Consider the following 23379-nt stretch of genomic DNA (forward strand, 5'->3'; position numbering starts at 1 on the left):
TTGCGCATCCGAAGCGGCTCCGGACCAGTCGTCAGGTCAACCACGACGACCAAGGAGACGCACGTGACCACTGCCCAAGAGACCCTCCTCAACGCCCTGGGCGAAGAGCTGAACGTCTGGGTCTTCATCCGTGACCGCCTGCGGACCCATCAGTACGAGATGCGCTGGACAAGGCCCTGGACACTCGCCCGCTTGGCCGCCATGTACGGCGTCCATGTCGCGGAGCGGGAGCTGAAGTCCTGTGAGCAACGCATCCGTGAGCACTACGACGCTGTCCGGCAAACCGTCGAGGGGTCCCCGGACATCGACGTTGCTCAGATCGTCGTCAGTGATGACTCCACGACTGCCGACTCGATTGCCGACCAACGCAGCGACGGAACGGTCGATGTCAGCCGGGACGCACCCGGGCACACGAGGAGCACGCATGTCTGACCGGAAAGCCACCATCACGAAGTCCCAGCGGGCTTTGCACGCCGCGGCGGTCAGCCGCGGCCGGGTCCGTGTCCGCGGTCAGGTAGACCGGCGAGGTGACGGCTACAGCGGCACCTATCGCAACGTCTGGCTGATCGTGGATGCAGGCGGTGCGTTCATCCGGATCACCGCGTCTCCCTCGAGCCCACTCGGGGCGGCGCCCGTCGGCGGCACCGTCGAGCTGACAACCCGCCTGACCGGCAACGTGGATCTCGGAACGGTCGCCGCAGGGAACATCTACCGCGGCGAACGAGCGCAGGTCATCGACCTGAACGTCCCCTGATTCGGGCCTGACGGGGTGGAAGACCTCGGCTCTCACGGCCTCTGGCCATCGAGTAACACAGGCGGACCTTCAGCAGTTCGTCATGACTGCATCGCGGGTCCCGGGCTTGACATCTTGTGGCCCGGGGCCCGCGTTGTCCGGCGGGGACGGTCGTGAAGAGCTCGGACGGCGTCACAGCAACTCCCCAGGCGGGCCCCTCGACGGCGTGACGCACGTCTCTGGTTTGCCTACGATCATCACGCACCGGTTCCACGACGACCGGTGGCCTCAACCCGCCGTTCAGCGACCGTCGGCGAGGTCGTCGACAGGTCGGGCGGGACGGGGGAGTGCGTGAGCGAGTACGACCAGTGGCTGCTGGACGGTGACGTCGAGGCCGGCCTACGGCTGCTGCGCCGGATCACCGCACAAGCCCTCCGCACCGGCCCCTTCCCGCCGCCGCAGGGCTACGACCGGTGGAGCGACGACGCAGTCGACGAGCTGCTGGTGGAGATGATCGTCAAGAAGGGCGGCACCGCGTTCCTGCTCGACGCCTTGGCGTCGGTCGACAACCAAGGCTCCGCGGAGCGGTACCTGCTGGCGACGGTGCAGAACTTCCAGAAGGACCAGGCGAAGGCCACCGAGCACGGCAAGCTGCGTGAGCGCCTGAAGAACGTGCTCGGCAAGGACTCCCGGTTCATGTTCGTCACCAGCCCCCACGACGGCTGGCGGCTGGTCGACGGCCCCGCGCAGTGGTGGCAGGGCGACATCGCGGACCTGCACCGCACCGCCCTGCAGGTCCGCGGGGTGTCCATCCCCTCGTGGAACACCGCCGGCCCCACCGCTGGTCCAGCTCGGCACGCCCTCACCACCGTGGCCGTCGCGGTGCTCACCGACGTCAACGGCACCGTGCGGGCCGAGGACCTGGCCCAGATCCTGCTGGAGCGGTTCCGCCACGAGATCGCTCCGGAGTCCGTCGGCGAGCTGTTCCTCTCGGACGACGATGAGCAGATCGGGCGCACCGACGAAAAGCTCGAGCACGCACTCACGGGGATCAGCGCCGAAGAGCTGTGGGCGCGGCTCACCAGCGAGCAGCGTGCCATCGTGCCCTACCTGATCACGCCGGGCGACGCCGCCCCATTACTCGGCATCGGTCCGAAGGAGGCAGCCGCACGCCGGGCTCAGGTCTTCGAGCTGGTGCGGCTGGCGACCGTCGACGACCCCCGCGCTGACGAGGTGGTGATGGCCTTGCTCGACATCGCGTCGCCGTCGGCCGGGCCGGCCGAAGGGATGGCTCGTCTGTCCCGGGAGGAACCGACCGACATCGAAGGGAGGATGAGCTCGTGACCGAAGTCGAGGGCACTTCAGCTGCCCGGTTACGAGCAGCTTTGACCGCAGCGGCGCTTCCTGCGGCGGTGCGACGAGCTTGGACAGATCAACCGCCGACCCCCGCGCCAGGGCAGATCTGGCGGGCCCGATGGGGATCGGTCACCCTGTTGCTGCTCGTCTTGGAGGCCTCACGTCGCTCCGTGCGGGCCGTCCCGATCAGCCTGGACGCTAGTGCCGCCGACGACAGCGCAGCCATCTTGAGCCCGGAGAGCAGCGATCTCGCCTGCTCGCTGGTCGTATGGCTGGACGACGCCACGTCGCTCCCGCTGCGCGTCCTGGACCGCTACCTCGGATCACTGACTGTCGACGCCGGAGAACTGGACGCGGCCGAACGCGGCCAGCCGGTGCTCACCCACGCCGATGAGCGCGCCGTGCAGCGGGCGCGGCTACAGGACATCCTCGACGTCTTCGTCGCCGCCCGCTGGGCTCCGGAGGGTGCCGGCAACCTCAAGGAGCTCCTGGGCGCCGCCGACGTCAAGGAGCTCGCGCAGGCGCTGCAAGAGCCCCCTCGCACCGTTATCGCGCTTCGCCGCGGCAGGGCGTCGCTCAGCCCCGAGCAGGCCGAGCGCCTGGCACCGGTCATCCACCTACCGGTCGAGACGTTGCTGGCGGCCAACCCGTCGCTGCCGGAGGACCTCGTCGCCGATTTGGACCATCCGGCCTACCGGGCCAAGGTGGTCGCCCTCGCGGAGCGTCGCAACGTCGACGAGACCGAGGCGTGGCTGACCGCAGGCTTCGCCGTGGCCGCCGTGGCGCACCGGCAGACAGAAGGCGAGAAGCCCGCGTGGACCGACCGGCTCGACCGCTACTTCGCGCTGGTGCTCGATGAGCCTTGAGATTCCCGTGCGCCGCGACACCGTCCGTCGGCAGGCGGAGGCGATGCTCACCGTTCTCGACAGCCTCCTGCCCGGCCACCGCGACGCGCTCGGTCGGGATCCCGTCGAGGTTCTGCGCACCTGGCCGGAGGTCGATTATCGGGAGGTGCCGCCGGCCGAGACCGGCAGCCGATGCAGCGTCGCCGGCGCCTACTACGGCTCCGAGGATCCACCCCTGCTCACGGTGGCCGACGCCACCAGCCCCGGACGCCGGGCGTTCACCGCGCTGCACGAGCTCGGTCACCACCTCCAGCAGTCCGATCCCGACCTCGCCGAGACCGTCGACCTGCACGAGGCCGCCGCCGATCAGTTCGAGGACGCCGCCTGCGACGCCTTCGCCGCCGACGTAATCCTCTCCGAGGAGCTCGTCACCCGTCATCTGCCCGCGGGCACGCCGACCGCCGACAACGTCGTGGCCCTGCGCCGCGGCTCCACCGCCTCCCGCGCCGCCGTCTGCGTCCGCGCCGCGCAGCATCTGAGCTCACCGGGCCATGTGCTGCTCCTCGACGCGGAGGGCACCGTCCAGTTCGCCGCCTCGCATCTCATGCCCCGGCCCGGCCGCGGCAGCGACCAGAGCTCGGCCGAGGTCATCCGCCACGCCCTCGGCAACCCCACGGGACAGGGCCGGTCGCGCGGCCGTACCCGCCTCCTGTACCGCAACGGCATCCAGGGGGACGAGCTTTACGCCCAGGCGGCACCGATGGACGGCTACCTCCTCGTCGTCGCCGTCACCGACCACGCCCCCTGGGAGACCGGGTTCACCCTGCCGATCGCGCAGAACGGCCCCGCGGCCGCCTGGCGGATCTGCGTCCGCCCCGAGTGCGGCGAGGAGTTCCGGACCTTCGAGGGCCCGTGCGCTCGCTGTGGCAACCACACCTGCACGAAGTGCGGCCGCTGCGCCTGCGCCCCCGCCGTGAAGGAACGGGACTGCACCCGCTGCGGCCTCCGCCTGCCCGCACGGCTCTTCGACGGCGCCGCCAACCGCTGCCGCGACTGCTCCTGAACTTCCTGACCACGATCGCCCTCTCCGGCCGAGATGGCTCGTCTGTCCCAGGTGAGGCCCCATGGCCCACCGCCGCGCAGCACCGACCTGCGCGGAGGGACACGACAGTCGGCACGAGAGGACACACAACTGATGAGTGACAAGCCCCCCACCCTGGAGCAGCTGCTCACCCAGGCCCGGAGCCGCATCCAGATCACCGAGGAGGAGATCAAGGAGGCCCGGCGGCGCCGCGAGCTCATCGCCCGCGCGCTGCGCAAGGCGTTCCCCGGCTCCCGGGTCTACTTCAACGGCAGCCTCGCCCACGGCGACGCCCTGACCCCGCTGACCGACATCGACCTCGGCATCGTCATCGCCGAGGCCAAGGACACCCACGGCCCCGGCACGAAGGGTCCGCGTGACCTGATGGACCGCGCCGCCGACGCGATCCGGGACGCGCTCGGCGAGGAGTTCCCCAAGCTCACCGTGACCGTCGAAGGCTGCACCCGCGCGGTGCTCGTCCGCTTCGGCGACCCCGTACACGCCGGCGAGAAGGACTTCACCGCCGACGTCATCTGCGCCATCGACAGCGCGGACGCCCTGGGCCTGTTCATCCCGAAGGCGCCCGGCTGGTCCCGCTCGGACCCCGAGACACACACCCGGATGGTGCGCCAGGCGATCGAGGACACCCGCGTCGCGTTCGCGCACATCGTCCGCCTGCTCAAGCATTGGAACCGCAGCAACGGCATGCCCCTGGTTAGCTGGAACATCAAGGCCCTCGCGCTGGGCTGCATCACCGCCCCCACGACGCAGCTGGCCGGCCTGTCGGAGTGGTTCACCCACGCCGCCGACGAGCTGGACAAGGGCCTCACCGAGGACCCGGCGCGGGTCGCCGAGAAGCCGATCAAGCTGGGCAAGGACTGGACGCGCACCCAGGTCGTCACCGCCCTCCGCGACGCCGGCAAGCGCCTCGACGAGGCCGCCCGCCTCGAGCGCGACCTCTACCCCCTGCTCGCCCACGACGAGCTGGCCAAGCTCTTCGATGACGAGGAGATGCTGCCGCGCCCGGACCAGGACGCTGTACGGGCCGAGGAAGCTCGCCGGATCCAGCGCAGCCGCAACGGCGCCCCCGCCACCGGCACCGGTGCCGGTGCCGGCCGCCCCCGGGTCCCGGTCCGGAGCTGGGCTCCGTGACGGTGTCCATCCACGGCCTCCTGTGGACCCAGCAGCCCGACCTCTCCTGGTACGGCCTGCAGCCGTGGTGGCAGCGATGGCTGGAGGCCGGCGCCCGTGCTGAGCACGGCGCTGACCTCCAGCTGGACCTCGACCTCGACCGGATCACCTACCGGCTGCCGCTCGAGGTCCGGGGCCGCCGGGACCCCGTCGACCTCCAGATCGAGTTCCACCGCTGGCCCCGGTATGACTGCTACGACCTGCTGCCGGAGGAGTACCCCCGAGTGTTCGCCGCTCCGGGGGCGACCTCCCCGCATCGGATGCCCACCGACGACGCGCTCTGCCTCTACTTCCCCGACTCCCCGCCCTGGCGTCGGTGGCGACCGGTCGACGGGCTGCTGGCGCTGATCGACCTGGCCCGCGACCACGTCTTCTTCGAGGACTACTGGCGCGCCACGGGCGGTCAGCGTGGAGGGACCTGGCTGGGTGACGAGGCGCCGCACGGTTTTCCGGAGGTGGCGGCATGAGCCCGGCCCTCTTCGCGGCCGCCGCCGGCAAGGCGCAGCAGTCCGATCCCGGCTTCTGGGAGGGGCTCACCGCGGGCGACGTCGCCACCTTCACCGGCGCGATCGCCACCATCATCGTGGGGATCGTCGCCGCTTTCGTCGCGGTCAGGGCGTACAAGACCCAGCAGCGGGAGACCCGGCGACAGGAGAAGGCGAAGCTCTACGCCGAGGCGGTGCGCGCGGTTGAGGACTACATGGAGGCGCCGTACCGCATCATGCGGAAGGACGGCTCGGCCGAGGCCCGCCGCGAGATCACCCAGCACATCAGTGACGTGAAGTCCCGGATCAGCTACTACACCGGGTTGCTGGCCATCCATGGCACCACGGACGTGTGCGCCGCCTACGCGACGTTCGTCACCGCGGCGCAGCGGGAGGCCGGGCAACAGATGACCGCCGCCTGGGACGTCAAGCCGGTCAAGAAGGACAAGGACGTCCCTCTCCGCACCGCGCCGCTGCCGAGGGCCGCCACCGACGCCGCCCGCACGAGCCTCGTGACGATCCTGAAGGCCGACCTCGAGTCGAAGTAGCCGTCCGCAGCATGCGCGTCACTTCCAGCGATGAGGCTGGGGGATGTCCAGAACCTCCTCGGCATCGACGCGGTCAGGCTGCTGTCACGGCTGGCGGAACCGGTGCCAGCGCTTCCGATCGCCTGCCCACCACGCCACGATGTCTACGGCCCGGAGCAGGGAGATCGGAGGGTCGACGGCGAGTCCGACCACCTCGTCGAAGAACCCGCGGTCCGCCTCGATGTCTGCTCGGATGGCATCGGAGAACACCAGGTAGAAGTCACCCCACGAACGACCGTCGACGGGTGCAATGCGTGGTGTGGCACCGAACTGGAAGACCTTCTCGACGTTGCCGTCCCACAGCGGAATCAGGTGCGGACGCTTTCGGTGCAGCACCTTGGACAGGATTGTGCCGCGAGAGCCCGGAATCCCACGTCGGTCGAGCAACGTGAACATGCGGCGCACGCTGTCACGTTCGTCGTCGGTCGCGTTGAACACCGAGGCGTCCGGCCGGATGGTGTGCAGGCACTCTTGCAGCTGCAGGCGCACCGCCTGCAGGCTCTCGTACACGCTCAGCTTGAAGTGCTGCACGTTCAGCAAGGGCGGGGCTAGCAGGTCGGCGTCGGTCAGCGGCCCCAGTGCTCGTTCTGACTCGTACCGCTCGTAGGCCGGGTAGCCCCAGCCCGATCCGTCCGTGAGGTACCTCTGCGCGTGGTCGAACGCCTCGTCCCGAGGCACCCGGATCCCGCCCACCCGCACCGTCTCCACGGCCGGCAGCCTGACACAGCCACAGCCTGATCGGCCCTGGAACATGTGAGATGCAACGCCTCCAGGACTTCGCCGGTTGCGCCGATGCAACGACATGGCTGCCTTCGAGTACGACGATCCGATTCGGGTGGAGGTTGGCGACGACTTCGTGGCTTTGGCGAAGAGCCGCGGCCTCGGGGGTCCCGAGATGCCCCGGGTCTTCGAGGCCTACATCCGCAGGGGCGTCAAGCCGGCGACCTTGGCGATCATCACCAATCCCGACGCCAGCCCAGAAGCCGTTGGCTGCGCCGTGCGGTATGCGTGGTTTCGCCACCCCTGTCAGTGCGGCGGAGGCCACGACTTCGGCAACAGCTACTGGACTGACGTGGTCGAGAAACTGACCGCCGTCCACGTCGACCTCGACGACTTCTGGGCCCGGGTCAGGCCCGAGGACATCACGACGTCGACGCGAGCTGAAGGCTGAGATCCTCTCTGTGTGATCCGCGCCGGTGATCGACGAGCCCGAACCGGCCCTTGCGTGGCCGCAGGACCGGGGGCAGTTCGCCAGCATCGAGGCCGCGGTGCGGCTGCCGGAACACCGTCCGGACGTCGAGGACGGCGTCGGGCTCGGCGCCGGCGAGTGGACCCAGGCGGCCACGCGCCCGGCGAGAGCAGCTGTCCGCGCCGTGATGACGACCTGGGCGGAGGGAGGCCTGTGGCTACCTGTCTTCTGCGCTGTTGATCAGCGCTCGCAGGGAGGGCACGCAACCCTCGTCCAGGAGACCACGAGACAAGGCATCGTCGACCGCCGCTGCCAGCCGCGAAGGCAGGACCCGTCCGCGGGCCGCCACCAGGGCGGCCGCAACCGTCATGGTCGGTATGCCTTCCACCGTTGTCACCTCCTCGGGCGCCAGCCGCCGACGCTCGACCAAGACGGTCGGTGGAAGGGCGGCTCGACTGCGGCCGGCATGGACGACCCTGATCTGTCGCGGGTTGACCAGGGCCAAGTCGTGGATGGCCAGCACGGACTCATCGGCGATGACTGCGCCCGTGCCGACCAGGGCGACAGCCTCGGCGTATTCCGACATGGGAGTGGGGGGCACCTCCAACATGCGGTACACGCCGTAACCCGACCGAGACAACGCTCCTCGACCGGCCAACTGGCGGAGAGCCACTGGAGGGACGCCCAGCGCAGAGGCGTCTGCGGTCGTGATGACGCCATGAGTGTCGAATGCACGCCAGCGCAGCATTGCCCGGTAAGTGGAGTCCGCACGGGGCATGGCGGAAGCGTAGTGACTTCATGCTGGTTCGGACACCAAGTACGGCTCGCTTTTCGGTTCTCGCCGCTGCCCGCTACCGCGGGCAGCGGTCCACGTGCAGCGGCCGGGGTGCGCGCCGCCATCGCCGAGGGCAATCGAGGCTTGGAGTGCGGCAAGGGCATTCCTGGCAAGTGAGCTAGACCGGACTGTCGGTCCTGGCACCCTTCCGTACGTTGCAGAGCCAGTGCGCCAGCTGCGTGTTCGCCCGGCTGTGGGTGCCTCCGGCGACCAGCGGAACGACGTGGTCGAGGCTCGCCGAGGCGGGATCCGGCCAGCGCAGTTCGCGATCGACGTTCCGATCGCACAGTCGGCAGAGCCACCCGTCCCGCTCGAAGACCTCGACTGGGTCGAACCGTTCGACCGTCGCCTCCTGCAGGCGGACTCGGCGGGAGTGCCGTGCAGTCGCAGACGACACGCGCCGTCGCTTGTCGGCCAGTGCGGTCCGGGCCACGGTCCAGAGGACTCGGGGGTGCTTGGAGGCAACGCGACGCACACCGGCGCCTCCCAGGTGAACTCCCGACCGTCCGGTGTGACGTCGCTGATGAACTCCGTCACCCACTCCAGGACCCGGCCCTGCACCTCGAACGGACCGTGTCGCTGACCCCCGGTTGGGTCGAACTCGCCCAGGAGCATGCGCTCGGGTCGGCCGTCACGGGTAGCTGCCTGCAGTAGGTGGTGGCCGGAGCTGTGCTCGGCGACGAAGAACCCGTGGGGCGCGTACTCAGGTACCCGCGGTAGCTCGTCAACTCGGATCCAGCCGTAGACCGTGACCTCGCCGTCGCGTTCCACGGCATCGCCGGGTCGAGGAGTGGACCCATCGAAGTCGTACCGGAGTCCGCTGGCCGCCGGCACCGAGAGCGTTCGGAACACGCGCGGCGCAGGGTCCGTCCGCGGATCTGGCATCGGCGCCGGGCGGGGAATGGCGAGGTCGCCACCCTTCTTGATCAGCCGATTGAGCTGCCGACCCAGGTTGCTGTTGCATCTCTGCCCGCAGACGTGGCGATCGCGGTGCGTCCAGTGAGCGTTGGCCGGTACGGGGCTCGTGCATTTCACGCACGCCTCACCGCCAACCGCGCGGCCGTCCGGGTGCCGCAGAAGGGCGTCACGCCACTGCCAGTAGCCATGCGGCTCGGCGTCGTGGGAGGCAGCGGGTGGCACAAGCGAAACCCTATCGACCGGATACTGCTCAGGGGTTCCTTGCAGGCTCGATGTGGCAGCGGAGCCTCCATGGCGAGGACGCGGGTCGCTATGCAGCGCGTACGGAGTGGGCTGAGCCGATGAGGGCACCGTGACCGATTGGGACGCGATGATCGAGCTCAGCGCCTTCCCGGCGCAGGGTTCGTCGCCCGCACATCACAAACCTTCAAGCCTGGCGTCCCTGTTCTGCGGTCAAGGTAGCGGCGCGGCGCAGCAGTGCCGGGGAGATGTCGAAGCCGCCCGGCCATACGACGGTGCCGGCGTCGGGGTCGACGGTCAGCTGGGCGAACACCGACGGGTCGCGAATAGGGGTACCGGCCGCGCCGGTCAGGTAGGGCTCGACATCAACCTCGCCGATTGCGCCGTCGGCCCACCACAGCCGCACCACATACCCATCCACTACCTCGGCGCTCGTGATGTCCACGAAACCGTTCTCGGCCGTCGATGTGTTCACCAGCTCCAGCAACAGCAGGCCCTCGCGGACGGCCTGGACTCGCGTCCATGCCCAAGCCACCGCCGTCCCGGCCAGCACCAGAGCGCCGACCGCCGGCGCACCGGTTGGTGGAACGCTTGCCCACACGACCCCGGGCTCGTCGGATTCAAGGTTCAGATCGGCGGGGATGAACGGTCCTCGGCCTACCGGCCAGACGTGGACCCGGTCGTCGGCGTCGACCTCCACCACGCGAACGAGCACTGGTTCCGACGCATCGCCGGCCACCAGGTATGCACCTGGCCGCAGCCGTCCCCGGTCGAGCGCTTCGTCCGCGAACGCCCACGGCAGGCCCCTCTCGGAGGAGGACTGGATGTCCAAGGGCAAGTCGATGACCACCTGTGGCGAGGGCTGCGTCGCAGCCGGCACGGGCCCGAGCGGGTTCTCGTCCTCGGAGGGGTCGCTCATGAACGGATCGTAGGTAGCAATCGGAGCGGGTTGCTGACGCCCGCAGGGACCTACCTCGCGCCCACACCAGCTAGGGCACGCCAGAACGACACCGGAAGCGACACCCGGAATGGAGCCCGCCGACCGCCTTCTGAACCCCGACGGTGGACACGAACAGCATGATCGTTCCACTGATCATCGTCCGAGGTGCGTCGCACGCTTGCTCCGTGACCGAGAAGAAGCAAACAGTCAGTCAGCGCAAGAAGTCGACGTCGTACGGGGAGTGGCAGCACTTCGCCGGGATGCTCGAGGGCATCGCGGTAGCGAGGGACGCCCTCCTCTTCCAGTACGAGGTCATCGCTGACCCCTACCACCCCAGCCGGGCACCGTTGTGGGAGGCCATCGTGACCATGGACGGCCTGCTACAGCAGGGCGCCGAAGAGCTCCGCAGTCGGGAGGTGCGCTGGCCCCGGTTGAAGAACCCGTTCCCCCGGACTCGGCCGGTCGAGGACACCCTGTGACCAGGCCCTGCAGTCGCTGACTCGCCCATAACGGAGCGGGCGGGCCTGGTCGACGACGAACCTGGCCACTCGCTCCAGGGCCTGGGCCTCCAGCGCCGTGGGCTTGACCCAGCTGTTCAGGTGGATCGAGGGTCGGCACCAGGTGCCGTCATCACCTGTTGGCCACGGCCCAGGCGCTTGGAGATTGGGCGCTCACGAGCGATCAGAACAGGGACGGTTGATCGGCTTGCATGACGGCCGCCGTCATCTCCGCCACCAGCCGGTGCAGAAGATCAACCGTCAGCTGGTCGTCCAGGGGCTCGTCCCCGCGCTGGCTCTCCTCCAAGCGGCGCCGGAACACTTGCAGGGCACTGGACAAGCCCTCTCGGCGGCCGGCTCGCCACAACGCCGGCGAACTGTCACCGAACGCGGTCTCCGGATGCGACGTCATCGCCTTGATCTGGTCCTCCATCTCATCGTCCAGTTCGAGGATGACGGTCTCGACCCAGCTCGCATCGCCTGACCGCTGGGTCTGGCCGGCGCGCGATGTGAGGTTCTGACGTACGCCGCGGACGGCGACGAGCCAACCGTCGAGCCAGCTTCCGGCAACAAGGTCGCCGGGGTCGTTCGATGCGTGCACCGGTCAATCGTGGCGGATCATCGTTGTCCATTGGACGAGGCACACGGCACATCTCGTACTCGCAGCTGTCGGTTTTGATGCCCACTTCGAACGTGCAGCACCGATGTGAGCCCGCCCGCGGAGGGCGGGGACCACACCACGGCGGTCGGTTCACCAGCCATTGTTCGCCGGTACACGGACGGGCAGGGCTGCCCAAGTCGGCCAGTCATCGTTGCCCCCGTAGGTAGCGCGAGCGCATCCCGTTCCTGCTGGCGCAGGAACGGGATGCGGGCCACCGCTGAAGCCATCAGAGGACGGCGGAAGGCGTTTGCTGGCGCACTTGGTCGTGCAAGGCCGAGTCCTCGTCCCAGTACTCCACCTGCCTGTTGCGGAAAGCCACCTCTTCCTCCTCGGTCAGCTCCTCCGGGAACCCTTCCGCGTCTGGTTCCAATCCGAACCGGCCGACGCCGCGGTGGATGCGGTAGGAGCTGAAATCGGCGTGGATGTGGTCCCGGATGAAGTCACGGGGACGACGCAAGACGCCGACGGAAAGCGCATGCCTCGGCTCGGTGTGCAGCTCGATGTAGAGGTGCCATCCGGGTGCGAGCTCGGTGGTGTAGTAGAAGTCCTCTTCGTCGTCGGTGACGAGCAGGATCCCGTCCTTCTCGTCGCGGGTGAGTTGCCGCTTGAGGCCAAAGAGGAAATCCGGGGTGCACTCGCTGAGTTCCATGGTCGTCCTGTTCCGAGGCGGTCGTCTGGGCTCGAGCCACCGTGCGGGTCCAAGCCCGGGCTGCACTCATCTGTTGGCCTGTTCGTGAAGTCAGCTCCGCGCCCGATACCGGGCGTGTGCCGAGAGCACTGGCGGTCGTGAGCCGGGTGCTTCGCGGCGGGGCTGCATCAGTGACCCAGAGGGACGACCTCCCTTTCGCTGCCGATGTACCTGGGCAAGCACCGTCGACAGACCTTGTCGGTCGTGGACCTCGTGAGGACCCTTGCGCTGAAGGCCGCCGGCCCCGGACACCGAGCGCAGGTGCCGTAGGGCGCCAGGTGCGGCAACCCGCAGGTGTCTGCCAGAGCGCCGATTCCTATCCGTTGCATGGTCTCGTACAAGCCGTGCGACGAGTCCTGTCCTGCAAAGGCGGCCAACTGTGCGCCGAGTCGACGAACATCCTCCGACAGGTCGTCTACATCAGGCATGTGCCAGAGGTCTCTGACATCCCCGGTCCAGTCGCCGTGCAGAACCAACTGGACGACTTGAACCGCGCGAAGCTTCGATGACACCGTGCGTTGGAGCCAGAGCGTCGTGATGTGCTCCTCGACGAGCATGACGGCTACGGCCCTTTCCGGTGGCCCATCGGTCCAGTAGATCTCGATGCCCCCCTGCGCCGACGTCACATGGAAGGAGCACCCCGGGAAGTTCGCATCCAGCGCGGTACAGGCGCGCTGACGATCTGCCCGTGCCGCTGAGGGCTTGACCGGCAACATCCGGACCCAGTCCTCCAGGTTGGTGCTCGGCGGCAAGCGCACGCACCTGCCATCAGCTCGGACGAAGACGGGCCATCCAAGCTCGCGATGGGTGCACTCGCACCATTCCAGCTCCCGAGCTCCCCTCGGACGTATGCGAGCGGCGTGCCCGGGGTCGATGTCTCGGAGCTGGACAAGGGTGCCCAGCGCGGGTCGTTCAGGACGGTGGCTCGGGGTTGTGGTCATGGGCAGATCTGTCCGCGATGTACCGGGATCGGCAATCATCTCCGGGCGCCGGGGCTCTGAATCGTTAGTTCGGCTGGCGGCGGGCCCGGTACGCGATCAGCGGTCCGACGGTTCGGCAGAGCTCTGAGTTGCGCGGGGACCGCGCCGCGGCTGTCCTCGACCGGTAGCGGCAGCCTGGCGCTCTCGAAGCCGCGCCGCGGCCCTCGTGGCGGGCTACAGGACCAGTAGGCGGTGGCGCAGGAGGGTTAGGAGTCGAGGAGTTCGAGTTCGACCTCGGGGTTGGCCGCACTGACCGTCAGCATGAGCGCTCGGGCCGGGACCACGCCGTCGCCTGACACCATGACGGTGTCCCCGGGGTGCAACTCGCGGCGGATCGTGGCCTTCACCCGGGTGGAGAACCGGCGGGCGCGCCCGACCGACGAGTAGTCCACGAAGATCTCTTGCACAGCCGGCACCTCCCTCGACGCCAGGGTGGCATCCACGGGGACGCCTCGGCCACCGCGACCGGGGCACGGCTGCGGCCACACCCGCCCCTCCAGCACGGCGAGCCGAGGTCAGGTTCGGGGCCCGTCGGCCGCTTCGTAGGCCGCTGCCAACTCCAGCAGCGCAGGCCGCGCTTGCTCGGGGAGTCTCTGCGCACCGGCGCGCAGGGCCTCCACCGTGGCGGCCGAGTCGTACGCCTGGCGTCGCCAGTGCGGGATCCAGGTCGCATCACGGGCGGTGCCGGTCAGCTCGGTCAGCATGTTGCGAGTCCCTCGGGCCGGCACCGGCTCCAGCACGCCGAGGACCAGGGGGACGTAGGAGTCGATGAGCCCGATCTGGCCGCCGTAGGTCAGCAGCATCCCGCGGGCCACCCCGAGGCGGTAGTCAGCGGTGAAGACGTCCAGGGACGCGCTCTCGGCCGCCGGCGCCACCCCCACCAACCTGGCGTTGCCATACCCGCCTGCCGCCTGCCGGCCGAACGCGACGCCGATGGCCTGCTGCACATCCTCTGGCTGGCCGGGCAGAAGGACATCGTCGAAGTACTTCTGCAGCTTGACCCGCGAGGTCCCGTCGGTGAGCGAGTCCAGGAGGAAGTCGGGGTAGCGGGCCAGGACGTGACCCAGCCGTCGCAGCGCCCAGCGACACCACAGCATCGTGGCGGCGAGGACGACTTCGACCATCTCGTCGTCGATGTCGGCTACCTGCGCGCGGCCGTGCCCGACCCCGACGTCGTTACGCACCTCGGCCACCGAGATCACCATCTTCTGCGCGCTGCTGGCGATGTCTCGAATGGCGCGGTGGCCGCTCACATCCTTTCCCGCGGCGCGCTGCAGAGCCGCCTGGGCCGAGCCCACCAACTTCGGCACGCCGGCCTCGTCCTCCACCGAGGACCCGGTCGCGTCGCACACGACCCTCGCGATGGACTCGACAAGCTCCTTCGTCGCCCCCACCGCGCCGGGCCGGTCATCGGCCGTGGCGGCGAACTGGAGTCGACCGCGGTAATAGTCGATGGCCTTCCACGCCTCGTCGCCGATGTGGTCTGGGCGCTTCAGGTCGAAGTTCACCGCATCATTCTGGGCGGCGCGTCCGGCCGTTTGGCACGTGCAAAGCTCGGCGGCAGCACGGTGTGGCGCGGCGCAATCCGTGGCGCCTGGTCACCCTTGTCGCGGCGTCATTTCCCTGTAGCGCGCGACTTTCGTGCCGATCACCTGCAACTGCTCAGCGTCAGCCGCAGGTCGTTGCCGAACGGGAAAAGGAGCCGGCCTGGCCGCATGCAGCCAGGCCGGCCCCGGTGGCGAGGAGCGCTAGAACCCCGACCGTCGCGGGCGGAACGACGGTGAAGCGACCTACCTAGCCGCCTCGTCCGGCCCGGCGCCGGGCTCGAACAGCTGTTCCTTGAGCTTGGCCAGCTCGTCCAGCCGCTCCTTGAGATAGTGATCGGTGGTGCTGCCGCCGTCGTGGGCCAGGTGCAGCTTGGCCATCTGCTGGTCAGCGGCGCGATAGATGATGCGGGCCGAGGTGTGCCGGATGTCGTGGGGGCGGAGTTCGACGCGTTCGGTCCAGGGCAGGTGTCGGCGGACCCGGGTGAACAGCCTCTCGATGCGCTTGCGGGTGATCGGGTGCACCGTGCGGGACACGAAGTTGCCCTCGGCGTCGAAGGTGTCCTCGGGCCGGCCGTAGAACACCGGGTCGGCGTCGGTCAGGTTCGGGATCCCGTGGCGGCGTTCGACCTCGGTCGCGCCGGCAGGGGCGGCGACCCGTGGACCGCGGGCGACGGCGTGGCCGAGCAGGTCGGCCATGTGGGTGGAGGTTGTCGGCCGCTTGCGCCAGGTCTTCTTCTTCTGGTCCCAGTAGCCGATCTGGCGGCTCTCCACCTCCAAGCCTCCACATGTCAGACCGAGCAGCGCGCCGCGGCGGACACCCTGGATCACCAGGTGCCGCAGGATGAGCCCGTCGAGGATCGCGTCCTGACCGGTGCTGACCGCCACGTCGTAGACCTCCATGAACTCCTCGGTGCTCAGGGACCGGGCGGCGGCTTCCTGGCGGGGGAGGAGCTTGACCTTCAGCGCCGGGTTGGCCGAGGTGCGGTTCTCATCGACCAGCCAGGTGAACATCCACCGGCAGGCTTGGATGAACTGCTCGTGCGCGCCGCGGCCGTCGGCGTGCAGCAGCTGCCGTCCGGTGGCCAGGCGGGCGGCGTTGCGGGCCACGGTGCGCTTGAGTCCTCGGCGCTGCAGCCACCAGGCTCCCTCGGCGATGGTCTGGCGGGTGACGGCGGTGACGTCAAGGTCTGCGGCTCCTCGGTAGCGGTCGGAGCAGGCGAGGTCGCGGTGGTCGTCGGGCACGGTGCAGGTGTCTGCGTGCTGACCGGCCGCGCAGGGGCAGGCGCCGGTGGAGCAGGTGGTGCACGGGCAGGGGCACAGGTCGGGCAGTCCGTCGACGAGCACCTGCAGGTAGGGGCCCCACGTCTTCAGGCTGGCGGGCAGCTCGCGGCGCATGGCGGCCGTGGCGTCGGCAACAGCGGTGCGGATGGTGTTGACGGCCTGGCGGGGTGCGCCGAGCATCCCGTCGATGTCGGCGGCGCTGAACCCCTGGGCGAGCAGGGTGGCCCGCATGGCTTCCCGCGGGTCGGGGGCCGGGCTGGGGGCAGGAACAGACACGAGGAACTCCAGTACGAGAGGTGGGGCCGGCGGTGGCCGGCTCGGGGGACCGTGCGGGTCAGCCGACGATGTGCAGTCGCGGCGAGGGCGTCCTCGCGCTCGCGGTCGCGGCGGTCGTTTCGTCGGTGGATGCCTCGCTGCGCGGTGCGGCGTCGGTCAGATCGGTGGCACCGGTCGCGGCATGAGTCGTGCGGCGCAGACCGGCGATGGCTGCCTTGATTGGGGAGTCCATGTGCCCGGCGGCCACGACCGTCACCGTGCGGGCCTCCAGATCCAGCTGGGCGAGGACGTCGGCACCGTCGCCGATGCCGACCTCCCGCCGCAGCGCGGCGGTCAGGGTGAGCCGGCCGCGGGCATCCATCGGCTGCGGAGCGGCGGAGAACCCGTGCCGCGGGGAACCAGTCGACCCGGGCAGGAAGACGGTCACCACGGCGCCGTCACGCTCGACCGGCAGCCGGCCCGCCTGGTCGGGCTCCACCGGCAGCTGCAGGCGACCCTTGCTGTCCAGGGCCCGGATGAGCACCTGGCTACGCAACGGTGCCTGCGCCGCCGGGAGCGCCCACATGCCGGAGAAATCCACACCGGGACGTCCGGTCTCAGTCGCGGTGGTGGCGGCGGTGGTGATGGTCAGCGCGTCGCCGGGCAGCCGCTCGGAGGCACCGCCCAGCAGCGCACCCAGCCCGGCCCAGGACGCCGGCAAGCCAGCAGGTGCAGCGGCCGAGCCGGTCGCCCGGGACGAGACCGCAGCGCTGCGCGGGGCGACAGGGGCAGTGCGTCGGCGGGCCGGGGAGGTCAGGGGCGGAGCTGCGTTGGGCATGGACGGACCCGTGCCGGGGCTCCGACGTTGTGCATTCGCCGCGAGAAGTTTCTGCAGCGCCGCCTGATCGGCCGACGCCGTCGCTGCGGCGTCGCGACGCGGAGGCGGGGAAGCCGATTGGGGGCCCCGACCCGCTGGGGAGGGATCGAGTACGCCGGGATGAATGCCGTGCAACGAGGGCTCCGGCACCGTGTTCCGGGCGGAGCCCGGAACACGGTCATCAGATCGGGGCGTGGGCCCATCTGGCTGGAAAGGGTGGGTCAGTTCCCACTGAGGAGTGTCCGAGGGGGGACTTGAACCCCCACGCCCGATAAAGGGCACTAGCACCTCAAGCTAGCGCGTCTGCCATTCCGCCACCCGGACAGGTGGACCAGCGCACTGCGGCGCGGCCACGGGGAAGCATACGGGACCCCGATCGCCGTCCAGGCACCCCCCAGGAGCTGCGCGAGTCGGCCGGGATGCTTGCCCGGTGGGAGGATCGGGCGCATGGCCGAGACGACTGCACCCGAACCGCTCGCCCGCGCCCAGGCCGAGGTCGCCGACCTGCTGAGCGAGCTGATCCGCATCGACTCGACCAACACCGGCGACACCACCACGAGCAAGGGCGAGCGGCAGGCCGCCGAGTGGGTGGCCGGCAAGCTCGACGAGGTCGGCATCGACTCGGTCATCCACGAGTCCGAGAAGGGCCGCGCCAGCCTCGTCGCCCGCATCCCCGGCGCCGACCGCGAGCGGCCGGGTCTGCTGGTCCACGGGCACCTCGACGTCGTCCCCGCCGACGCGAGCGAGTGGACCGTCGACCCGTTCTCGGGCGAGCAGCGCGACGGCTACGTCTGGGGCCGCGGCGCGGTCGACATGAAGGACATGGACTGCATGACCCTCGCGCTCGTGCGCGACTGGGCCCGCACCGGCGTCGTCCCCCCGCGGGACATCGTGCTGGCGTTCGTCGCCGACGAGGAGGCCGGCGGCAAGTACGGCGCGCACTACCTGGTCGACCACCACGCCGACCTGTTCGAGAACGTCTCCGAGGCGATCAGCGAGGTGGGCGGGTTCAGCCTCACCGTCCGCGACGACCTGCGGCTCTACCTGATCCAGACCGCCGAGAAGGGGCTGGCCTGGATGCGGCTCACCGCCGCCGGGCGTCCCGGGCACGGCTCGTTCGTGCACGACGACAACGCCGTCACCCGGCTGTCGGCCGCCGTGGCCCGCATCGGCTCGACCCGGCTGCCCACCGTGCTGACCCCGCCGATGAAGCAGTTCATCGAGGAGGTCTCCGACGCCTACGGCATCGAGATCGACCCCGACTCACCCGACGAGGCGCTGTCCCGCCTGGGCTCGATCAGCCGCATGATCGGCGCCGCGCTCCGCAACACGGTCAACCCCACGATGGTGGACGCCGGCTACAAGGCCAACGTCATCCCCGGCACCGCCAGCGCCACCATCGACGGCCGATTCCTGTACGGCCAGGAGGAGGCGTTCGAGGCCCAGATCGACGAGCTGCTGGGCGAGGGCGTCACCCGCGACTACATCCACCACGACCAGGCCGTGGAGACCACGTTCGACGGTCCGCTGATCGAGCAGATGGTCGCCGCCCTGAAGGCGGAGGACGACGGCGCCCGCCCGGTGCCGTTCACGATGAGCGGCGGCACCGACGCCAAGAGCTTCGAGACCCTGGGCATGCGCTGCTTCGGGTTCTCCCCGCTGCGGCTGCCGGCCGACCTGGACTTCGCCGGCCTGTTCCACGGCATCGACGAGCGCGTGCCGGTCGAGAGCCTGCAGTTCGGCATCCGCGTGCTCGATCGGTTCCTGAAGGCCAGCTAGTGGACCCGCTCGCCGCCTTCCTCGTCGGCCAGCTGACCACCGACGGGTTCGTCCCGGTCACGGTCCTGCGGGTCACCCAGGGCCGGGTGCCCACTCGCGGGTCGGCGCAGGCGCTGGGGGTGGGCGGCAGGCGGCTGTGGCTGGCGCACGCCCAGCTGTTCGGCCAGCCCACCCTGGCCAGCGTCCCGCTGACGAAGGTCACCGGGGTCGACGTCCGGACCGTCCGGCGGCTGACCGGTACCCGGCGCGAGCTGTCGGCCTGGGTCGACGGCAACACCCTGCGGTTCACCGTGGTCGACGACGAACCGACGACGGCGGCGTTCGTGGCCGCCGTCCGGGCCGGGGGCGGTCAGCCGACGACGACGCCCGGCTGAGGCGCCAGCACCGCGCGGGCCCGGCCGGCGTCCTTGCCCGCGTACAGCGCGGCGTCGGCGCGGGCGAGGGTGTCCGCCGCGGACTCACCGCGGCACCACTGCGCGATGCCGACCGTCGCGGTCTGCCCGAACGGGACGGCCGCGATGATCCGCTCGGCCACCGTCCGGGCCTCCTCGTCGGAGCAGTCGGGCAGGGCGACGACGAACTCCTCGCCGCCCCAGCGCGCGATCAGGTCGCCGTCCCGCAGGCAGCCGGTGGCGGCCTCGGCGAACTCGCGGAGCAGGACGTCGCCCGCGGCGTGGCCGAACGTGTCGTTGTAGGCCTTGAAGTGGTCGAGGTCGAGCAGCAGCAGGGTCAGCGGCAGCCGGTTGCGCTGGGCCCGGGACACCTCGACCCCGGACATCTCGTCCCACCGCCGGCGGTTGGCCAGGCCGGTGAGCTGGTCGCGGGCGGCGGCCCGGGCGAGCTCGTCGAGGTGGTTGCCGCGCTCGATGGCGCGGGCCGCCTCGTTGCCGAGCACGGCCAGGACGCCGCGGGTGGTGGCGCAGAAGACGTCGACCGGCTGGCGCCACATGATGCCGATGAGGGCCACGACCCTGTCCTCGCCCAGGATCGCGGGCTGCCACGCTGCCGACGCGATGTCGAGGTGCTCGACGACGGCCGAGCTGACCCCGGGTTCGACGGCGACGTCGCTGGCGAAGCAGGGCTCTCCGTCACGGAAGATCCGGGCGGTCATCGACGAGGCCGGGTCGGTGCTGAAGGCCAGCGGCGGCAGATCCAGCCCGTCCACGGCGGTGGACACCAGGTGCCCCTCGCCGTCGGGCTCGATCAGATAGGCCCCGTCGGCGCCGACGGCCTCGCGCACCGCGGCGCAGACCGCCGCCCGGGGGTCCTCGGCCATGAGCACCATGCGCGACGCGCGGGCCAGCACCTCGACCTGGCGGTGCCGTTCCTGCGAGTACTCGGCGGCATCGCGGAGCCGGTCCACCAGCACCAGTCGCTCGTCGCGGTTCAGCGCCAGCGCCAAGCCCAGTGCCGCGCCGAGGGCGACGTAGGCCTGCACGATGCCGGCCCGGACCAGGACGTCGTCCACGGCGGCGAAGGGCCCCTCGCCCTGCAGCGTGTAGACGACCGCCACCACGCTGACCGAGGTGGTGCGCAACGCGGTCAGCCCGGTGTCGAAGCGCAGCGCGACCCACGCGGTGAGCGCGAAGAGCGGGAAGGCGATCGGGTAGTCCGGCATCCAGTGGAAGACCGCCACGTTGCCGAGCACCGACGCCACGACCGCGAGGCCCAGCTCGCACGCCCGCCACCCGCGTGGCACGTCGAAGGGCAGCATCCCCTCGACCGGCGCCCCGCGTCGGCCGACCAGGAGCTGCCGTGCCCGGAGTCCGAGTGCTACGACCACGAGGACGGCGGCACCGTTCCGGGTCTGCCACACGACGAGGCCCAGCGCGGACCAGCTGGCGTCGCCCAGGGCCAGCGCGAGGGTGCCGGCCACCGCGCCGGCGGTGGTGGCCAAGCCGGTGGCCAGCAGCAGGCCGGTCAGGTCACGCATGTCCAGCAGCAGCGGGCAGGTCCTCGCCGCGGAGGCCGACAGCCGTCGGTAGAGCAGGACGAACAGCCCCGCCTGGCCCAGGTTCACGGCGGCGAGCGATGCGGCGACGAGCGGCTCGGCACCGGTGAGCAGGTCGGTGAGCAGCACGACGGCGGCCAGCAGGGCGCAGTCCAGCGCGAAGGTGCGGCGGCCGTGCTGCAGCAGCAGCCACAGGGCGCCGACGCCGGCGGCCGGCCAGACGAGGTTCACGCCGGTCCCGTCGACGACGGTGAGCCGGCCGATCACCGCGGCGACGGCGAAGAGCAGCGCGAAGGCCGTGGTGCGCGCCAGGTCTGCTGGGCCGACCGCGGTTCCCGGGATGCGTGCAGTGGTCACGACTACCCATCGGCCCCCGCCGCCTCCGCATGCAGTCCGCCCACCCCTACGGGTGACCGTCGCCACGTCGTGCTTCGATGCCGGGCATGAGCGCGCAGACTCCCCGGCCCGGCTCCGTCGCACTGATCACCGGCGGGAGCGGTGGCTTCGGCCGGGCGCTGGCCGCCCGGCTGCGCGACGCCGACGTCCGGGTGGTCCTGGCCGACCTGGACTCGCCCCGCAACAGGTCGGTGGCCGAGGAGCTGGGGGTGGGGTTCGCCGTCCTCGACGTGACCGACCACGCCGCCAACCAGGCCGTGGTCGCGGCCGTCGAGGCCGAGCACGGCCGGCTGGACGCCGCCTTCCTCAACGCCGGCATCGCCGGGTCGGGCACCACCGACGCCCTGGACGTCGAGGAGTACCTGCGGGTGGTCGGCATCGACCTGCACGGCGTGGTCTACGGCACGGACGCCGCCCGGCCGGCCCTGCGCCGGGCCGGTGGCGGATCGGTCGTGGTCACCGCGTCGCTGGCCGGGTTGTCGCCGATGCCGACCGACCAGGCCTACTCCGTGGCGAAGGCCGGCGCGGTCGCCTTCGTCCGCTCGATCGCCCCGGTGCTGCACGCCGAGGGCACCACGATCTCGGCGATCTGCCCCGGCTTCGCCGACACCGCGATCATCGACCCGCTGCGCGAGCACTTCGCCGCCGCCGACTTCCCCGTGCTCACCGCCGACGAGGTCGCCGCCGCGATGCACCAGGCCTGGACGTCGGCCGACCCGGGCGCGGCCTACGTCGTCCAGCCGGGGGTGGGCGCGGTGCCCTACCGGTTCAAGGGCGTGCCCGCCGCGAAGACCGCCGCGGGGGAGTCCGCCCGCATCCCCACCCAGCTGATGGGCCCGCTGTGACCGCGTCTGGCAAGGTCGGGGTCATGCGTGCATGGCGTGTCCACTCCCTCGGCGACCCCGCAGACGTGCTCACCCTCGACGAGGTCCCCGAGCCCGAACCCGGCCCCGGCCAGGTGAAGGTCAAGGTGCTCGCCGCGGCGTTGAACTTCCCCGACATCCTCATGGCGCAGGGCACCTACCAGGAGAAGCCCCCGCTGCCGTTCACCCCCGGCCTGGAGCTGTGCGGGCAGCTGCCCGACGGGCGCCGGGTGCTCGGCTCGCCGTCCGGGGGGCCCGGTGCGCTGGCCGAGTACGCCCTGATGGACGAGGCGTTCGCCTGGCCCGTGCCCGACGGCATGAGCGACGAGCAGGCCGCGGCGCTCTACATCACCTACCAGACCGGCTACGTCGGCCTGCACCGTCGCGCCGCCCTGCAGGCCGGGGAGTGGCTGCTCGTGCACGCCGGCGCGGGCGGCGTGGGGACGGCGGCCATCCAGCTGGGCAAGGCCGCGGGGGCGACGGTCATCGCCACCGCCGGCGGGGCCCGCAAGACCGCGATCTGCGCCGAGCTCGGTGCCGACCACGTGATCGACTACACCGCCGAGGACTTCGTCGCCCGGGTCAAGGAGATCACCGGCGGCCACGGCGCGGACGTCGTCTACGACCCGGTCGGCGGCGACGTGTTCGACGGCTCGACCAAGTGCATCGCGTTCGAGGGCCGGATCGTCGTCGTCGGGTTCACCTCGGGGCGGATCCCGGCCGCGAAGGCCAACCACCTGCTGGTGAAGAACTACTCGGTGCTGGGCCTGCACTGGGGGCTGTACCGGTCCAAGGACCCCGGCCGCATCGCCGACGTGCACGACGCCCTGTGCGCGCTGTTCGCCGAGGGCAAGATCGACCCGGTCATCGGCCAGACCCTGCCGCTGGACCAGGCGAAGACCGCCCTGGCCGCCCTCGGCGACCGCGGCACCGTCGGCAAGGTCATCCTCACCCCGTAAGGGCCGTCACACCGCCGGGCGTGGTAGGTAGCTGAGGCGCGCCCGGCGGCGCATCATCACGCGGCGGGTGCCGTCGGCGAACAGCTGGAGCCGGTCGAGCTCCCAGCCGCCGACGTCGGACTGCAGGCTCATCATCTGCGCCGCCGCGGACCGGCCCGTGCCGGACGGGATCCGCAGCGGGGCGTACTCCCACTCACCGGTGATCGACACCCGACCGATGGTGCCAGCCGTTCGCCCACCGGTCA

Annotated in this window: 27 protein-coding genes, 1 tRNA gene and 1 pseudogene; 14 read left to right on the top strand and 15 right to left on the bottom strand. The window is 70.6% G+C overall.

Features of this window, described 5'->3' with window-relative positions:
- Positions 1-63 precede the first annotated feature (63 nt).
- The 8 genes from BLS67_RS05795 (at position 64) to BLS67_RS05830 (ending at position 6239) form a co-directional block, all read left to right on the top strand.
- Complete coding sequence (locus tag BLS67_RS05795; RefSeq protein ID WP_091241320.1) at positions 64-432, top strand: hypothetical protein; 369 nt, start codon at positions 64-66, stop codon at positions 430-432.
- On the top strand, positions 425-754 hold the full coding sequence (locus BLS67_RS05800; RefSeq protein ID WP_091241323.1) for a hypothetical protein: 330 nt from the start codon (positions 425-427) through the stop codon (positions 752-754). Before BLS67_RS05795 ends, BLS67_RS05800 begins: the two co-directional genes overlap by 8 nt.
- A 330-nt stretch (positions 755-1084) precedes the next feature.
- The gene (locus tag BLS67_RS05805; RefSeq protein WP_091241326.1) at positions 1085-2077 is read left to right on the top strand and encodes a hypothetical protein; all 993 of its coding nucleotides are present in this window, start codon (positions 1085-1087) and stop codon (positions 2075-2077) included.
- 182 nt (positions 2078-2259) lie between these two features.
- Positions 2260-2955: a hypothetical protein gene (locus BLS67_RS05810; RefSeq protein ID WP_091241329.1), complete on the top strand. Its 696-nt coding sequence runs from the start codon at positions 2260-2262 to the stop codon at positions 2953-2955.
- Entirely contained in the window at positions 2945-3997 is a 1053-nt protein-coding gene (locus BLS67_RS05815; RefSeq protein ID WP_091241333.1) for an ImmA/IrrE family metallo-endopeptidase, read from the top strand. Before BLS67_RS05810 ends, BLS67_RS05815 begins: the two co-directional genes overlap by 11 nt.
- A gap of 132 nt (positions 3998-4129) precedes the next feature.
- Positions 4130-5167, top strand: a complete 1038-nt coding sequence (locus BLS67_RS05820; RefSeq protein WP_091241336.1) for a nucleotidyltransferase domain-containing protein — start codon at positions 4130-4132, stop codon at positions 5165-5167.
- Positions 5164-5673, top strand: coding sequence for a hypothetical protein (locus BLS67_RS05825; protein WP_091241338.1), 510 nt, complete (start codon positions 5164-5166; stop codon positions 5671-5673). The genes BLS67_RS05820 and BLS67_RS05825 overlap by 4 nt, the downstream gene beginning before the upstream one ends.
- Positions 5670-6239 (top strand): hypothetical protein, encoded by a 570-nt coding sequence (locus BLS67_RS05830; protein ID WP_091241341.1) that lies wholly within the window; start codon positions 5670-5672, stop codon positions 6237-6239. Before BLS67_RS05825 ends, BLS67_RS05830 begins: the two co-directional genes overlap by 4 nt.
- An 84-nt stretch (positions 6240-6323) precedes the next feature.
- Here BLS67_RS05830 and BLS67_RS05835 read toward each other — a convergent pair whose 3' ends face one another.
- Positions 6324-6986: a DUF6308 family protein gene (locus BLS67_RS05835; RefSeq protein WP_131801683.1), complete on the bottom strand. Its 663-nt coding sequence runs from the start codon at positions 6984-6986 to the stop codon at positions 6324-6326.
- 94 nt (positions 6987-7080) lie between these two features.
- Here BLS67_RS05835 and BLS67_RS05840 point away from each other — a divergent pair, with 94 nt between their 5' ends.
- Positions 7081-7449 (top strand): hypothetical protein, encoded by a 369-nt coding sequence (locus BLS67_RS05840; protein ID WP_091241346.1) that lies wholly within the window; start codon positions 7081-7083, stop codon positions 7447-7449.
- A 235-nt stretch (positions 7450-7684) separates the two neighbouring features.
- Here BLS67_RS05840 and BLS67_RS05845 read toward each other — a convergent pair whose 3' ends face one another.
- The 4 genes and pseudogenes from BLS67_RS05845 to BLS67_RS05855 all read right to left on the bottom strand — a co-directional run bounded on the left by BLS67_RS05845 (position 7685) and on the right by BLS67_RS05855 (position 10379).
- On the bottom strand, positions 7685-8086 hold the full coding sequence (locus tag BLS67_RS05845) for a hypothetical protein (RefSeq protein WP_242653850.1): 402 nt from the start codon (positions 8084-8086) through the stop codon (positions 7685-7687).
- Between the two features lie 3 nt (positions 8087-8089).
- Positions 8090-8245 (bottom strand): annotated as a pseudogene (locus tag BLS67_RS24935) (type IV toxin-antitoxin system AbiEi family antitoxin domain-containing protein); the annotation flags it as partial.
- 175 nt (positions 8246-8420) lie between these two features.
- Positions 8421-8843: an HNH endonuclease gene (locus BLS67_RS24940; RefSeq protein WP_091241350.1), complete on the bottom strand. Its 423-nt coding sequence runs from the start codon at positions 8841-8843 to the stop codon at positions 8421-8423.
- An 804-nt stretch (positions 8844-9647) separates the two neighbouring features.
- On the bottom strand, positions 9648-10379 hold the full coding sequence (locus BLS67_RS05855; protein ID WP_091241353.1) for a DUF2442 domain-containing protein: 732 nt from the start codon (positions 10377-10379) through the stop codon (positions 9648-9650).
- A gap of 206 nt (positions 10380-10585) precedes the next feature.
- Here BLS67_RS05855 and BLS67_RS05860 point away from each other — a divergent pair, with 206 nt between their 5' ends.
- A complete protein-coding gene (locus BLS67_RS05860) occupies positions 10586-10879 on the top strand; it encodes a hypothetical protein (protein ID WP_131801684.1) in 294 nt (97 codons plus the stop codon).
- 202 nt (positions 10880-11081) lie between these two features.
- On the opposite strand, the gene BLS67_RS05865 is transcribed toward BLS67_RS05860, so the two are convergent.
- The 8 genes from BLS67_RS05865 to BLS67_RS05900 all read right to left on the bottom strand — a co-directional run bounded on the left by BLS67_RS05865 (position 11082) and on the right by BLS67_RS05900 (position 17510).
- Positions 11082-11498, bottom strand: a complete 417-nt coding sequence (locus tag BLS67_RS05865) for a hypothetical protein (RefSeq protein WP_091241358.1) — start codon at positions 11496-11498, stop codon at positions 11082-11084.
- A gap of 286 nt (positions 11499-11784) precedes the next feature.
- On the bottom strand, positions 11785-12207 hold the full coding sequence (locus BLS67_RS05870) for a hypothetical protein (protein ID WP_091241360.1): 423 nt from the start codon (positions 12205-12207) through the stop codon (positions 11785-11787).
- Between the two features lie 167 nt (positions 12208-12374).
- Entirely contained in the window at positions 12375-12998 is a 624-nt protein-coding gene (locus BLS67_RS05875) for a hypothetical protein (protein WP_131801685.1), read from the bottom strand.
- A gap of 434 nt (positions 12999-13432) precedes the next feature.
- Entirely contained in the window at positions 13433-13633 is a 201-nt protein-coding gene (locus BLS67_RS05880; RefSeq protein WP_091241366.1) for a hypothetical protein, read from the bottom strand.
- A gap of 108 nt (positions 13634-13741) precedes the next feature.
- Positions 13742-14734, bottom strand: a complete 993-nt coding sequence (locus BLS67_RS05885) for an abortive infection family protein (protein WP_091241369.1) — start codon at positions 14732-14734, stop codon at positions 13742-13744.
- Between the two features lie 282 nt (positions 14735-15016).
- Positions 15017-16330 (bottom strand): tyrosine-type recombinase/integrase, encoded by a 1314-nt coding sequence (locus BLS67_RS05890; RefSeq protein ID WP_207500338.1) that lies wholly within the window; start codon positions 16328-16330, stop codon positions 15017-15019.
- Between the two features lie 58 nt (positions 16331-16388).
- Positions 16389-17030 (bottom strand): hypothetical protein, encoded by a 642-nt coding sequence (locus tag BLS67_RS05895; RefSeq protein WP_091241376.1) that lies wholly within the window; start codon positions 17028-17030, stop codon positions 16389-16391.
- 395 nt (positions 17031-17425) lie between these two features.
- Positions 17426-17510, bottom strand: a tRNA-Leu gene (locus BLS67_RS05900).
- Between the two features lie 123 nt (positions 17511-17633).
- Between BLS67_RS05900 and BLS67_RS05905 the strand changes: the two genes are divergently transcribed.
- Positions 17634-18965 (top strand): M20/M25/M40 family metallo-hydrolase, encoded by a 1332-nt coding sequence (locus BLS67_RS05905; protein WP_091241380.1) that lies wholly within the window; start codon positions 17634-17636, stop codon positions 18963-18965.
- Positions 18965-19339 (top strand): hypothetical protein, encoded by a 375-nt coding sequence (locus BLS67_RS05910; protein ID WP_091241382.1) that lies wholly within the window; start codon positions 18965-18967, stop codon positions 19337-19339. Before BLS67_RS05905 ends, BLS67_RS05910 begins: the two co-directional genes overlap by 1 nt.
- Here the strand turns inward: BLS67_RS05910 and BLS67_RS05915 are convergent.
- Complete coding sequence (locus tag BLS67_RS05915; RefSeq protein ID WP_165617493.1) at positions 19315-21273, bottom strand: sensor domain-containing diguanylate cyclase; 1959 nt, start codon at positions 21271-21273, stop codon at positions 19315-19317. The genes BLS67_RS05910 and BLS67_RS05915 overlap by 25 nt on opposite strands.
- A gap of 86 nt (positions 21274-21359) precedes the next feature.
- Here BLS67_RS05915 and BLS67_RS05920 point away from each other — a divergent pair, with 86 nt between their 5' ends.
- Together BLS67_RS05920 and BLS67_RS05925 are read left to right on the top strand one after the other, a co-directional pair.
- Entirely contained in the window at positions 21360-22157 is a 798-nt protein-coding gene (locus BLS67_RS05920) for an SDR family oxidoreductase (protein ID WP_091241390.1), read from the top strand.
- 23 nt (positions 22158-22180) lie between these two features.
- Positions 22181-23134: an NADPH:quinone oxidoreductase family protein gene (locus BLS67_RS05925; protein ID WP_091241394.1), complete on the top strand. Its 954-nt coding sequence runs from the start codon at positions 22181-22183 to the stop codon at positions 23132-23134.
- A 6-nt stretch (positions 23135-23140) separates the two neighbouring features.
- On the opposite strand, the gene BLS67_RS05930 is transcribed toward BLS67_RS05925, so the two are convergent.
- The gene (locus BLS67_RS05930) at positions 23141-23344 is read right to left on the bottom strand and encodes a DUF5703 family protein (RefSeq protein WP_091241397.1); all 204 of its coding nucleotides are present in this window, start codon (positions 23342-23344) and stop codon (positions 23141-23143) included.
- Positions 23345-23379 lie beyond the last annotated feature (35 nt).

The organism is Klenkia soli (assembly GCF_900103975.1).
In the GTDB taxonomy this organism is placed as follows: domain Bacteria; phylum Actinomycetota; class Actinomycetes; order Mycobacteriales; family Geodermatophilaceae; genus Klenkia; species Klenkia soli.

Excerpts from the sequence above, each read along its gene's own strand:
- BLS67_RS05820 (WP_091241336.1), top strand. The coding sequence starts at position 4,130 with ATGAGTGACAAGCCCCCCACCCTGGAGCAGCTGCTCACCCAGGCCCGG.
- BLS67_RS05925 (WP_091241394.1), top strand. The coding sequence starts at position 22,181 with ATGCGTGCATGGCGTGTCCACTCCCTCGGCGACCCCGCAGACGTGCTC.
- BLS67_RS05815 (WP_091241333.1), top strand. The coding sequence starts at position 2,945 with ATGAGCCTTGAGATTCCCGTGCGCCGCGACACCGTCCGTCGGCAGGCG.
- BLS67_RS05920 (WP_091241390.1), top strand. The coding sequence starts at position 21,360 with ATGAGCGCGCAGACTCCCCGGCCCGGCTCCGTCGCACTGATCACCGGC.
- BLS67_RS05800 (WP_091241323.1), top strand. The coding sequence starts at position 425 with ATGTCTGACCGGAAAGCCACCATCACGAAGTCCCAGCGGGCTTTGCAC.
- BLS67_RS05830 (WP_091241341.1), top strand. The coding sequence starts at position 5,670 with ATGAGCCCGGCCCTCTTCGCGGCCGCCGCCGGCAAGGCGCAGCAGTCC.
- BLS67_RS05870 (WP_091241360.1), bottom strand. The coding sequence starts at position 12,207 with ATGGAACTCAGCGAGTGCACCCCGGATTTCCTCTTTGGCCTCAAGCGG.
- BLS67_RS05840 (WP_091241346.1), top strand. The coding sequence starts at position 7,081 with ATGGCTGCCTTCGAGTACGACGATCCGATTCGGGTGGAGGTTGGCGAC.
- BLS67_RS05905 (WP_091241380.1), top strand. The coding sequence starts at position 17,634 with ATGGCCGAGACGACTGCACCCGAACCGCTCGCCCGCGCCCAGGCCGAG.
- BLS67_RS05855 (WP_091241353.1), bottom strand. The coding sequence starts at position 10,379 with ATGAGCGACCCCTCCGAGGACGAGAACCCGCTCGGGCCCGTGCCGGCT.